The 11,978-nt window shown below is 43.9% G+C and carries 16 protein-coding genes, 1 tRNA gene and 1 pseudogene; 13 read left to right on the forward strand and 5 right to left on the reverse strand.

Annotated features, from left to right (window positions below; translation table 11 throughout):
- Positions 1–46 precede the first annotated feature (46 nt).
- The 9 genes and pseudogenes from V7O62_RS10265 (at position 47) to V7O62_RS10305 (ending at position 5,588) form a co-directional block, all read left to right on the forward strand.
- Positions 47–1,249 (forward strand): HD domain-containing protein, encoded by a 1,203-nt coding sequence (locus V7O62_RS10265; RefSeq protein WP_406656230.1) that lies wholly within the window; start codon positions 47–49, stop codon positions 1,247–1,249.
- A complete protein-coding gene (locus V7O62_RS10270) occupies positions 1,242–1,607 on the forward strand; it encodes a hypothetical protein (protein WP_406656231.1) in 366 nt (121 codons plus the stop codon). Before V7O62_RS10265 ends, V7O62_RS10270 begins: the two co-directional genes overlap by 8 nt.
- Position 1,608: 1 nt before the next feature.
- Positions 1,609–2,160 carry a UbiX family flavin prenyltransferase gene (locus V7O62_RS10275; RefSeq protein ID WP_406656232.1) on the forward strand — a complete coding sequence of 184 codons (552 nt, stop codon included), beginning with the start codon at positions 1,609–1,611 and terminating at the stop codon, positions 2,158–2,160.
- 1 nt (position 2,161) lies between these two features.
- Positions 2,162–2,935 (forward strand): ABC transporter permease, encoded by a 774-nt coding sequence (locus V7O62_RS10280; protein WP_406656233.1) that lies wholly within the window; start codon positions 2,162–2,164, stop codon positions 2,933–2,935.
- A 108-nt stretch (positions 2,936–3,043) separates the two neighbouring features.
- Positions 3,044–3,121, forward strand: a tRNA-Pro gene (locus V7O62_RS10285).
- Between the two features lie 113 nt (positions 3,122–3,234).
- Positions 3,235–3,516 (forward strand): ubiquitin-like small modifier protein 1, encoded by a 282-nt coding sequence (locus tag V7O62_RS10290; RefSeq protein ID WP_406656234.1) that lies wholly within the window; start codon positions 3,235–3,237, stop codon positions 3,514–3,516.
- A gap of 22 nt (positions 3,517–3,538) precedes the next feature.
- Positions 3,539–4,729: a gephyrin-like molybdotransferase Glp gene (glp, locus tag V7O62_RS10295; protein ID WP_406656235.1), complete on the forward strand. Its 1,191-nt coding sequence runs from the start codon at positions 3,539–3,541 to the stop codon at positions 4,727–4,729.
- Positions 4,722–5,087, forward strand: a pseudogene (gene crcB, locus V7O62_RS10300) (fluoride efflux transporter CrcB); the annotation flags it as partial. The gene glp and the pseudogene crcB, both read left to right, overlap by 8 nt.
- A gap of 123 nt (positions 5,088–5,210) precedes the next feature.
- On the forward strand, positions 5,211–5,588 hold the full coding sequence (locus V7O62_RS10305) for a fluoride efflux transporter FluC (RefSeq protein ID WP_406658287.1): 378 nt from the start codon (positions 5,211–5,213) through the stop codon (positions 5,586–5,588).
- Positions 5,589–5,612: 24 nt separating this feature from the next.
- On the opposite strand, the gene V7O62_RS10310 is transcribed toward V7O62_RS10305, so the two are convergent.
- Positions 5,613–6,749, reverse strand: a complete 1,137-nt coding sequence (locus tag V7O62_RS10310) for a cytochrome c biogenesis protein CcdA (RefSeq protein WP_406656236.1) — start codon at positions 6,747–6,749, stop codon at positions 5,613–5,615.
- A complete protein-coding gene (locus tag V7O62_RS10315) occupies positions 6,712–7,164 on the reverse strand; it encodes a hypothetical protein (RefSeq protein ID WP_406656237.1) in 453 nt (150 codons plus the stop codon). The genes V7O62_RS10310 and V7O62_RS10315 overlap by 38 nt, the downstream gene beginning before the upstream one ends.
- Positions 7,165–7,349: 185 nt before the next feature.
- Between V7O62_RS10315 and V7O62_RS10320 the strand changes: the two genes are divergently transcribed.
- Positions 7,350–7,682, forward strand: coding sequence for a DUF190 domain-containing protein (locus tag V7O62_RS10320; RefSeq protein ID WP_406656238.1), 333 nt, complete (start codon positions 7,350–7,352; stop codon positions 7,680–7,682).
- 14 nt (positions 7,683–7,696) lie between these two features.
- Here V7O62_RS10320 and V7O62_RS10325 read toward each other — a convergent pair whose 3' ends face one another.
- The 3 genes from V7O62_RS10325 to V7O62_RS10335 form a co-directional block, all read right to left on the reverse strand.
- A complete protein-coding gene (locus V7O62_RS10325) occupies positions 7,697–7,957 on the reverse strand; it encodes a YhbY family RNA-binding protein (protein WP_406656239.1) in 261 nt (86 codons plus the stop codon).
- 138 nt (positions 7,958–8,095) lie between these two features.
- Positions 8,096–8,803: an RAD55 family ATPase gene (locus V7O62_RS10330; RefSeq protein ID WP_406656241.1), complete on the reverse strand. Its 708-nt coding sequence runs from the start codon at positions 8,801–8,803 to the stop codon at positions 8,096–8,098.
- Between the two features lie 182 nt (positions 8,804–8,985).
- The gene (locus tag V7O62_RS10335) at positions 8,986–9,525 is read right to left on the reverse strand and encodes a molybdenum cofactor biosynthesis protein B (protein ID WP_406656242.1); all 540 of its coding nucleotides are present in this window, start codon (positions 9,523–9,525) and stop codon (positions 8,986–8,988) included.
- 45 nt (positions 9,526–9,570) lie between these two features.
- Between V7O62_RS10335 and V7O62_RS10340 the strand changes: the two genes are divergently transcribed.
- The 3 genes from V7O62_RS10340 (at position 9,571) to V7O62_RS10350 (ending at position 11,978) form a co-directional block, all read left to right on the forward strand.
- Positions 9,571–10,650 (forward strand): DUF1786 domain-containing protein, encoded by a 1,080-nt coding sequence (locus tag V7O62_RS10340; RefSeq protein WP_406656243.1) that lies wholly within the window; start codon positions 9,571–9,573, stop codon positions 10,648–10,650.
- Between the two features lie 170 nt (positions 10,651–10,820).
- Positions 10,821–11,339 carry a 50S ribosomal protein L16 gene (locus tag V7O62_RS10345; RefSeq protein ID WP_406656245.1) on the forward strand — a complete coding sequence of 173 codons (519 nt, stop codon included), beginning with the start codon at positions 10,821–10,823 and terminating at the stop codon, positions 11,337–11,339.
- Positions 11,340–11,369: 30 nt separating this feature from the next.
- Positions 11,370–11,978: a translation initiation factor IF-2 subunit beta gene (locus tag V7O62_RS10350; RefSeq protein ID WP_406656246.1), complete on the forward strand. Its 609-nt coding sequence runs from the start codon at positions 11,370–11,372 to the stop codon at positions 11,976–11,978.

An 11,978-nucleotide genomic window follows, 5' to 3' on the forward strand; every position in this document is an offset into this window, starting at 1 on the left:
TATGAGATATCGGTTAAGAAAACATCACATACGGAGTTTAAACGATATGAAAGTCATCCGTGATCCCATTCATGGCTACATCGAACTTGACGAGTTGACTCTGTCCCTTGTCGACTCTCCTCCAATGCAACGTCTTCGGAGAATAAGTCAGCTAGGTCTCTCAAACTTAGTTTATCCGGGAGCCAATCATACTCGTTTTGAGCACTCACTCGGAGTCATGCACCTTGCCAGTATACTCACCTCCGGCATTGACACTGTAGGCAATGACGAGAAGGATGAACTCAAAGTTGCTGCACTTCTTCATGACATAGGACACGCACCATTTTCACATGTCACCGAAGGGCTGATCAAGCGCTACACCAGAAAAGGCCATGAGGATATAAGGGACATCATCAAAAAGACCGAAATTTCGGAAATACTTACAGAACATGGTATCAGTCCTTCAAAGGTTGAGAATCATATTCAGGGGATAACTGATTTTGGCAAAATACTCAACAGTGAGATCGATGTTGACAAGATGGACTATCTTGTAAGAGATTCCCATTATACGGGTGTGGCTTTCGGGCTTGTAGACCACATGAGGCTTATCAACGAGCTCCGGTTCTACGAGAACAAGCTTGTAGTGAGCCAGGGTGGGGTAAAAGCTGCGGAATCCTTGCTGGTTTCAAGATTTTTGATGCATCCGTCTGTTTACTATCATCATGTTTCCAGAATTGCGGAGACAATGTTCACAAGGGCTGTGGATGATTTAATACAGCACGAACTCCTTGATCCATTTGAGTTAAGGAGGATGGACGATGCCAAAATTTCTGAAATGATACGCAATAACGATGGCTATGCTAGCGAACTTGCATCAAGACTGGACAACAGGGAATTGTACAAAAGAGCGCTGTATGTAGGTTTTGATGAAGTGGGTGGAAGTGTGCTGAAACACAGAAAGAATGTAAGGCGTATCGAGGCTGAGATTGCAGATATGGTCGGCATTGAAAGTAAAGAAGTGTTAATTGATATTCCCAGCGACCCTGAGATTGTTGAGATGAAAGCTCTCGTTAAGATGAACGGGCGTATGCTCCGCCTTGATGAGTGCTCACATGTTGTGGCAACCCTTGAGCATGCTCACAGGGACAACTGGAAAATGGGCGTTTATACTACCAGGGAACACCGCGATAAGGTTGGCAAAGCTGCAAGGGACTTCTTTGATGTTAAAAAAACCGTAAAGCAGTTCCGTTTGACGGAGTTGGATGGTTGAAATGCACCGGCTTGAGAGAACTGCTGGCAGAATCACTCTTCTCCTTGAATGGGAAAGAATTGGGGAAGATTATCTCATCAGGCTCACCGGTGGCATGGCTCACATAGGAGCTACAGCATTGGGTATCTTTGACCGGGAATCAGGACGTGCTTCATCCTCGGTATTGACTGTGCCAGGTCACAGGGAAGATGAGATCGCTCTGCTGGGTGCAAGAAAACTTAGTGGGGCCAGTCGCTCGGCAACAGTCTTTGTGGTTGGCATTCATTTGGATGATATTAAGGTGAAAGAAATAAAAGAGATCATCACAGTCTCAAAAGAGATGATAGATGAGCTGGTAAATATCCTGCAGGAGGAATAAAGTGGAAATAGTTATCGGTATTAGTGGTGCGTCAGGATCCATGTATGGAATAAGGTTACTTGAAATACTTTCGAAAATGGATATAGTCACCCACCTGGTAATAACAAAGGCTGCAAGGCAGATTATGGAGATCGAGACTGACTATTCCGTAATCGAGGTCGAGAATCTGGCAACTCATGTCTATAGTGAAAATGAATTCACCGCACCCATTGCAAGTGGTTCACACAGGTTCGCGGGAATGATAGTTGCTCCCTGCAGCATGAAGACACTCGGTGAGATCGCAGGTGGTATGTCTGATAACCTTCTGGGACGTGCAGCAGACGTATGTCTCAAAGAGAAAAGAAAACTTGTTCTCATGCCACGGGAAACGCCACTTAACCAGATACATCTTGAGAACATGCTCAAACTTGAGAAAGCAGGTGCGATTATACTTCCGGCTTGTCCCGGATTCTATTCCAGGCCAAAGACCCTGGATGATCTTATTAATTCAATGGCAGGACGCGCACTTGATTTGATAGGAATCGATAATGAGGTTTACAAACGCTGGGGATAGGATGGACCTTGCCGAAATGAAACATTGCCTGAACACGGTTTATACTCTGTGGCTCAGGGAGATGCTTCGTTATAAAAGATCCAGGTCCAGAATAATCGGTTCCCTAGCAACACCACTTTTTTTCCTGATTATAATGGGTTCGGCCCTGGGAAGTGCGATGACCCTTAGCAGTGGCCGATATATTGACTATATGGCGCCGGGCATCATCGGGATGTCAGTTCTTTTCTCTTCCCTCATGGGTGGTGTTTCCATAATCTGGGACCGGGAATTCGGTTTTCTGAAAGAGATTCTCGTTGCACCTGTCAGCCGTATTTTTACCGCTCTGGGTAAAGCGACAGGTGGAGTTACCGCTGCCATGATACAGGGGACATTACTGATGTTTATCAGCGGATACATAGGAGTTAACTATATTTCCATACCAGGGCAATTGTTCTGCATTTTGATAATGTTCATAATGGGACTTGGTTTCATCGGGATGGGTATGGCTCTTGCGTCCAGGATCGATTCTCATGAAGGCTTCCAGATGGTAATGACTTTCCTGACCTTTCCCATGCTTATGGCAAGTACCGCATTCTATCCCATGGATAATCTTCCTTCATGGCTTGGTGTGCCTGTGCGCCTGAATCCTCTAACCTACGGTATAGAAGCTATGAGATGGTCACTTCTTGGTGTTTCCGAAGTGCCGATAATGACCTCTCTGTTAGTGATTACTATTTTCTCATCTGCGATGATAATTCTTGGAAGCTGGTCTTTTGACAGGGCCGGTGACAAGTAAATTATTATCTCCTGTTTTTCGTAAGTGCTATCTTCCCTTTGCAGAAACGCCTTTCTGCACGCAAACTATTTATCTGAAAAGGTCTATTGGAGTGCTGCCCTTCTGAATGGGATAGTAGGGTAGCTTGGTCCATCCTCGAGCGTTTGGGACGCTTGGACTGCGGTTCAAATCCGCGCTATCCCACCAAACTTTCTTTCAGGCTTTTACGATTTTTGTTTGTTTTTCAAATGTTTTCGACTTTTGAAATGTTTCCGTATTCTGGAATAGATTTATTTATCATACGTTAAGAATAAGGCTCCATGCCAGAGATCAAAGTAAAACTATTCGCAAACTTAAGGGAAAAGGCCGGTGAATCTTCAGTAATGCTGAAAGGAGAGACCGTGCAGGATGTACTACTTTCTCTCATAGACCTTCATCCCTCGCTGGAGGATCTCATTTTTGAAAAGACAGATGAGCCGGAACTTCGAGGATACATCAATGTTTTTCTGAACGGGAACAATATCAAACACATGGACTATCTCGGAACCCGTCTGAGTGACGGAGATGAGATTGGTATTTTTCCTCCCGTTTCCGGAGGATAATCTCACTTAAGGGGTATTGGTTATGGACAGGATAATGAAAGAACGTACCAGTGTAGGCAAAGCAAAAGAAATTTTCTTCGAAGTGATACAGCCTCTGGAACGGACAGAAATATTAGAGATCCAGGATTGTGTTGGAAGGGTTCTTTCCACCAGTGTCCTCGCGCCCAGGAATGTTCCGCACTATCGCCGCTCTGCCATGGATGGGTTTGCTGTTCGTTCGGTCGATATTATAGGAGCATCCTCAACAAATCCTGTTATGCTGCAGGTTTCCGACGAGATTGAGGAAGGTGCCAGTGTCCGGGTCAGTACAGGTGCATATGTGCCAGATGAAGCTGATGCCGTTCTCATGCTGGAAGACACAATATCCATCGGTGATATGATAGAGGTACGTGCACAGGTGCATCCGGGGAAGAATGTAGGGGATGTAGGGGAAGATGTGAGGAAAAACGAGATTATATTCAACAAAGGCCATCTTTTAAGATCCTGTGACATAGCCGTGCTTGCTTCCCTTGGCATCTCAGAGATCACTGTTTATGCAAAACCGGTAGTTGCTATAATCCCCACAGGTAATGACCTGATATCCTTGAAGGATAGTGAATTGCCACCAGCCGGCAAAACTCTTGATATTAACAGTCTGATGATTGGCCTGTATGTCACAAAATGGGGTGGTGAACCAAGATATTGTGATATCGTACCCGAAGACCGTGAACTTATCAAGGAAGCAGTTAACCTGAACCTGGATGCGGATTTCATAGTTATCTCAGGCGGCACGTCTGTAGGTGAGAAGGATTATGTGCCTGATGTCGTAGCTTCATTAGGTAAAAAGCTTGTACACGGAGTTGGTTTAAGCCCAGGCAAACCGACTGCTCTCGGTATCATTGATGATGTGCCTGTTCTCTGCATGCCGGGATATCCTGCCGCTGGCCTGGTAGCACTCTTTGCTTTTGGAAAGCCTGCTATTCAAAAGGCAGGAAACATTCCTGCAATGCCTGACCTAACTGTAAAGGTACGACTGTCCGGCAAAATCAATTCAAGAGAAGGTTATGTGAGTTATGCCAGGGTCATCCTTGAGGATAGTACCGCACGCCCTCTTATGACTGCAGGGGCAGGAATTTTGAGTTCCATTGCAAAGTCAGGTGGTTTTGTCATTATACCTGAAAATGTTGAAGGATATGAAGAAGGGAACGAAGTGGAAGTTGTGCTAATTGAATAACGGTGACAACTTTAAAGAAATATCTTTTTCCCTCCTGATAGTTGGCGCAGGCGGATTTCTAGGTGCAGCATCTCGCTTTGTATTGGCAGGTTATTTCCTGCCCTCTGCAGGTACGCTGGCAGTTAACGTGCTTGGGAGTATCCTGCTTGGTTTTTTGATGTACAACTCAGAATCCCTGGGATATGTGAGCCCGGGGAAAAAGATGTTCCTTGGGATAGGGTTTTTGGGGTCCTTTACTACGTTTTCTACTTTTTCCTTACAGACTTTCCAGATGCCTCCTGATATGGCCTTATTGAATATCGTTGCAAATATATCGCTGACACTGATCGGAGTTTTTCTTGGAAGGGGCGCTGTTGTTTATCTTTCAAATTTAAGGGAAGATCCGATGTATCCGGGTCTTGCGAATTTAATTAGCAGTCGTCGGTATACCAGTTATATGACTCCTGGAATTGTAGGTGCATCTCTCCTGTTTTTTCCGGTAATAGGTGGTATCGCCGGTCTGGGTTCAGAGGTCATACTCGTGGGTGCAGGTGCTCTCATAGGCGCACCATCCCGTTTTCTGGTATCTGGCGCCATGCCTCGGTTCAGAGGGATACCTTTTGGGACCCTTGCAGTAAATACGATCGGCAGTTTTGTACTTGCTTCACTAACATTCTTATCGCTTTCCGGCTCCCTTATATATTTTCTGAGCATAGGAATGCTTGGTTCTTTCACGACATTTTCGACATTCGCTTACGAAACATTCAGGCTTCTGGATGAGGGTGAAGGAACTTATTCTTTGATGAATATGCTGCTAAATGTTACTTTGTGCCTGATTGGGGTTACCACTGCTTACTTACTGTTTGGTTTCGGTCCCTGATCAGATGGGAAGGTCTCAAGTTAATCATATTATACGCAGGTGGAGCAATATTGCCAGTGCGATCAATGTTATTCCTGTTACGAGTCTTATCTCAACACGCCTGTTATTCCTGAAATCAGAAACCCTTTGCGGGTCCAGCCCGAATGCCAGCATAGTCCCGAGTATCAATATCGGAAATACAACTCCAAAGTTGTAAATGCCGAGATATAGGGCACCTTCCAGAATTTTATCTCCTGAAATCAGCATTTCGAGAATGGCAAGGTAGACTGCACCGACACATGGAGCTTTTATGAGAGAGAACAGTCCACCGGCAACAAAGGCCAAAAAAAGTATGTTTTTCCCTTTGATTTCTCCCATGAAGTTTGTGAGAAAGGTAGGATTCTTAAAAGACGATTTTGAATGTGTTCTCAGATGATAAGCGTCGTAAAAGTGCCACAGCCCAAGGAAGGCTATCAGGCCGATCATGAATAAATTTACGATCGCTTCGATTTCCGGAAAATATCTGACTGTATTCAGTATCCCAATGCCGAGCACCATATAGGTTATGAAAATTCCTGCGCAAAAACCCGTGACAAGGGTCAGCAGATCCCTGCGTGTGCCACTGGATGAGATTATGACCGAGGATAAAAAAGCCATCACTGCAATAAGACATGGGTTAAACCCTGCAAACAATCCGGCAACCAGTACTAATATATAAGAATCATCAAGAGTGGGCTTCCTGGAAGCTGGTGGAATAATTTCTTTGCCAGTATCTTCAGTATCGCTTCTTGTGATGGGTACTGGCGGTGCATTCTCAATGCCTTCTATCAGCAGCTTTTCCAGCGTTTCAATGTCGTCATTATAGTCGTAGTAGCTTATTACCAGGCTTTTGTTTATTACAATAGTGGGGACAACAGTGATGTCATATTTCTGTATGTACTCAAATGAGTCCATTACATCATGTTTGGAATAGTTGACGCTATTGTATTGGCCAACTATTTTTTCAATCGTAGGCGCAGCTTTTTCACATTTAAGACAGCCGCTCTCATAGAAGAATTCAACTGTCACAGTTCCAGAATCGGCAATAGCTGTTGATGATGCCAGGAGGATAAAAAGTAAACAAAATGCGCTTCTAGCCATCATCTTAATGACAGCTGGTTGAGGCACAGGTCTTTTTTTCATAATTCCTCTCTGAAGCTTTCATTGTGCTGACACTGATAAGCTCTCCGGTGTTAACATTGACATAGCCTTCTACAACATAAAGAGTTGATGTACCGGGACATGCGCAGGTTCGTTCCATCATCTCTACTTTCCATGTCCTGTTACCTGCATATGGGACACTGTTGTTTGAGTTTTCAACTGGGCTTTCCATAAAAGTGGTTTTTATGACTCTCCAGTTGGGGACTTTGAAATTCTTCTCGATAAATGCACTTGCATTGGCATCGTTTTTAACAATGGAAACTGCCTGGGAAGAATTGATGTTTACATCGGGTTCTTCGTTGGTCAATTGATCAAGATATCCCATTCCCAGGTACGCTCCTCCTGCGACAAGGATTAAAGTAAAAGCTATCAGGGGATGGAATTTTCTTTTCTCCATAAATCTCATTGTGTTTATCTAAGATTATATATTTTTCTAAATATGATGATCTGACCGTGGCTGCCAGGAGGAATATGGGCTTATGTTCCGGAAACATATTAAATCAGGTAGTATAACGTTTCCTTATGATTCTGGTTTTGAAATAGGTTCAATAACTTGTAACATGGATATGGAGTGATTTGGTAATGAAAGCAGCACTGCTAAGGATATATCTTAGCGAGAATGACAAGTACAAAGGAAAAGCTGCGCATCATGCAGTGCTGGAGTTTCTAAGGGACGAAGGTATTGCAGGTGCCACGGTCCATCACTGTATGGAGGGGTATGGTATTCAGAACAAGATACACACTGCAAGCGTTCTCCGGCTTGGTACCGACCTTCCGGTCATTATACAGGCAGTGGACAAAGAAGAAAAAATAAGGAATATAATCCCTGAACTCAAAAAAATACTTCCTACAGAACTTATAACTCTCCAGGAGATAGAAATAGTTTCAGGAGACAATTTCAGGGATGAAATTTGATTAATTGCTGTTTATTACCTGTAGAGGACTACTGTATTACCACGTACTTCTATAAGGGTGGTGTTGGTGGATTCTGCCAGTCTTTGAGCTGCATCCTTTATGTTCTCCCCGTCAGGCATTGTCTTTAGCATCTTTATCTTCACGAGGCGATATGCTTTGACTTGCTTTTTAACCTCTTCTACAACAGAGTCAGTAATGCCATTCTTGCCGATATTAAGGATTGGCTTCAGCCCGGAAGCTTCTTTCTTCAATTTATATAACTTATCTTTTTCCATGAATTACACCTGATTATCGTATTGGTCTAAGTGGTATATGATGTTTGATATGATCTCGGAAAAGTGCCTTGAAAAAAATAGAATGTGGGCAACGGTAGGGATAAGATGAAAATCCCTTCCATGAGCAATTATTCGTATTCAGGTTTTTGTGGTTTTGCTCAGGCTGACTTCGGTACCCTCTATACTATATTCGAACCAGGGTGTCGGTTTTGATGTCAGGCCAACTACTCTCATGGCATAGGTGTCGCCTACTGCTTTGATTTCTATCATTCCATCAAACAGCTGTTTCAGGGTAGCTATGGTCTGGGGGTCATGCATTTCGTCTTCAACTAAATAAAGACCAAAACCTCCGGCAGCTTTCACACGGCCTGTGAATACATGCAGGAACCTGAAAACGGTCTGCAGATTCGAATACATCAGTATGGTTGAGAGTGAATTAATGCAAAGCCTGATTTTCTTAATATTCTTTTTTACCAGGAATTCTTCGAGGAACTGGCTTATTTTTACACCAATTCCTGTAAGGTCCACAGGACTTGAAGCCCTTTTTATGTTGGGAGTATCAGGAGCTCCCATCCCGAGAGTCTTTGTGACGCAGTCCACTACACCTACATTTATAGATGAGATGTCCATTCCCTGTCCTTCGAACCAAGTGAGAACTCTTTCTCCGGGTTCTCTGGTAGAAACAAGTATTGCTGCATCATCATTGCTAAGATTCTGGAAAATTATTGCATCAAGAAGCTCATCTTTTCGGCTCATAGGCGGGCCTATCATCATAAGATTAGTGCCTTCCCGAATGCCATCTAACAGGTCATCCAGCTCTTTGATTCCCAATGAATAAACGGACATGTTCTCTTGGTGTTCCTGAATTTGATATGCTTGGAGATGCTTATAATCTCTTTGCGAAAGTGCAATGCACCCTCATTATTGGTATGTGCGATATATAATTATCGTCTTTATATTATAAGATATTAGGTGTCTTTCCTGAATATTTACTCTAACATATTACAAACAATATTAAAGTTTTTTGTTTATTGCTTTACGTGTTTCACGATATGGCCTGCTTCGGGGATTATTATTTCCCCCAGTGCAAGTTCAACAGCCGCAGGAGATCCCGGTAAGCAAAAAACAGCCTTGTTGGCTATAGTTCCTGCAGATGCACGGGTAAGTATTACTGAAGCACCTATCTGTGATATGCTTTTATACCTGAAAAGTTCTCCGAAGCCAGGAATATCTTTTTCGAACATCGGTAATACGGATTCAATGGTAACATCTTTTGATGCCAGCCCGGTTCCTCCGCTGGTCACTATGATATCAGCATTGGATAGTATGGCTTTTTTGATAGCTTCAACAATAGAGTCTTTATCATCGCTAACAAGAGTGTAACCGGACAATTCATGTCCTGCTTTTTGGATCATCTCTTTCATAAGCTGGCCTGAACGGTCATCTGCATCCTGTGGCGATGTTACCTCTCCATATTTCTCTGACCTTGAAGTTGAGATGGTAATTGCATAAAAAATGTAAGGGCCTTTGCTTCCTTTCTTATGTTCTTTCACTGTGAAGTCCTTCATGCGAAGTCTTATACATTAATAGATATATGAAACACTCGATTTGATATGCGAATACTGGCAATCGATATAGGTACGGGTACCCAGGATATACTCCTGTATGATAGTGAAAAGGAAGTTGAAAACAGCCTGTTGATGGTGATGCCTTCTCCCACTGTCATTGTTGCCAAAAAAGTGCAGCATGCCACATCCAGAGGAAAAACGATCTTTCTCAAAGGAGGAGTAATGGGTGGTGGACCTGCTGTCAGGGCCATTAAAGAACACATCAGGCAGGGGTTGGATGTGTATGCAACAGAAAAAGCAGCGTTGACAGTAAAAGACGATCTTGACAGGGTAAAGGAAATGGGAATAAAGATCGTTGATGATAAAGGGAAGGAAAGGCCCTCAGGGGACTATGAAGAGATATTGATGCAGGATGTGGATTTAGAGTCTATAGGATCTGCACTTCAGAGTTTTGATGTTGAAATGCCTGACAGGATTGCAGTTGCTGTTCAGGATCATGGAAATTCTCCTCATGAGAGTAACCGGCTGTACAGGCTTGAGATATTCAAGAAGCTGATTGATGTGGGAGGAGATTTCGGTAAATTTGCCTATGGTCATGAGTCTATACCTGTTGAGTTTACACGCATGCTATCCTCTTCTGAATCGTTGAGCCAGAAGGATGCTGTTTTCATGGATACCGGTCCGGCTGCGATTTTCGGGGCACTTCTTGATCCGGCTGCAAAACAACCTTCCATGGTTGTTAACATTGGAAACGGACATACTCTTGCAGCTATTGTTAAAGACAACCGGATTATCGCACTCTACGAACACCATACTTCTTCACTGAACGGTGAGGGACTTCAGGAACAATTGCTACGTTTTGCCGAAGGGAACATCACATTTGAGGAAGTTTTCGATCAGGGAGGGCATGGTTGTTATATCAGGGAGAAGATAGACTTTGATGAGGTGAGGTCTGTAATGATAACCGGTCCGAGGCGTAGTCTGCTGATGGATATGGATGAAGGGGCAAAGGACCGGAAACTGTGGAATCGGCTGCATTTCGCCGCACCTTTCGGGAACATGATGCTGTCCGGTTGTTATGGTCTGCTTACTCCTTATCTGCTTGAAAGGTGCGATGAGCAATAAGACTTATAAAGTCCGAGGTAGTAGGGAATGAACCGTCCAGATGAAATTGTATCCGTCTGATGTTCAATGACATCAACAAATTCATATACAGACATATCAATTAGGGACCGATACAAAGCGGCGCAATTGATGTAAATTATCCCAATAATCATTCAAGGAGACTTAAATTCATGGTAAGAAAACCAGCAAGTATGTACAGGAACGTAAGACAACGTTCATACACAAGAAGAAAATACATGGGTGGTGTACCCGGAAGCCACGTAATTCACTACGATATGGGTAACAAGACAGCTGAATTCCCTGTTAAGTTATCTCTTATAGCTATGGAAAGATGTCAGATACGCCACACTGCTCTTGAGGCAGCACGTATCACAGCCAACAGGTCTGTCATGGGAGCAGCAGGTCGTGCTGGGTACCACATAAAACTCAGAGTATACCCCCATGAGGTATTGAGAGAGAACAAACAGGCAACCGGAGCGGGTGCTGACCGTGTGTCAAGTGGTATGCGCGGAGCATTCGGTAAGAATGTAGGCACAGCAGCCAGGGTTTCAGCAGGCCAGAAAATCTTCACAATTTCTGTCAACAAAGAGAACTTTGCAACTGCAAAGGACGCTCTCAGAAAGGCAGGTCAGAAACTGCCAACACCTGTGAGGATAACTGTAGACCAGGGACTTGAACTTGTACAGTAAAAGTGGTGAACCCATTTCGGGAGGAATTAAATGAAAGATTACGAAGCGCTTTTGGACCGTGCAATAGCGAATTTACCTGACAAGGAGACTACGGATGCCCGTTTCGTGATCCCCGAACCAAAGATAATGGTTGAAGGTAAGACCACGATCCTGGACAACTTAAGCAATATAGCTGATGTATTGAACAGGGACCCTGACCACCTGATGAAATTCCTGACCCGTGAAATGGGTACGGCAGGTAAGATAGATGGTAGCAGGGCTATATTTCAGGGACGTTTCTCAAAGGACCAGATTAAGTCTAACATAGAAGCCTATGTTGAAGAGTTTGTCATGTGTTCCGAGTGTTCAAGGCCGGATACCCAGTTGACAAAGATGGACAGGGTACTTGTGTTGAAGTGTGCTGCCTGTGGAGCTCACAGACCGGTAAAGAAGAGACGTGCAACCGCACCTGTCAAACAGGATTCAATTGAGGAAGGTAAGGAGTATGAGGTACACATTGATGCCGTCGGTTCCAAGGGTGATGGTATTGCCAAGGTGGACAAATATACTATTTTCGTACCGGGCACCTCAAAAGGTCAGGCCGTAAAGATCAGAGTCAAACGTCTGAGCGGTACTCTTGCTTTTGCAGAGAAGGTCTGA

It is taken from the genome of Methanolobus sp. ZRKC2 (genome assembly GCF_045291185.1).
Lineage (GTDB): Archaea > Halobacteriota > Methanosarcinia > Methanosarcinales > Methanosarcinaceae > Methanolobus.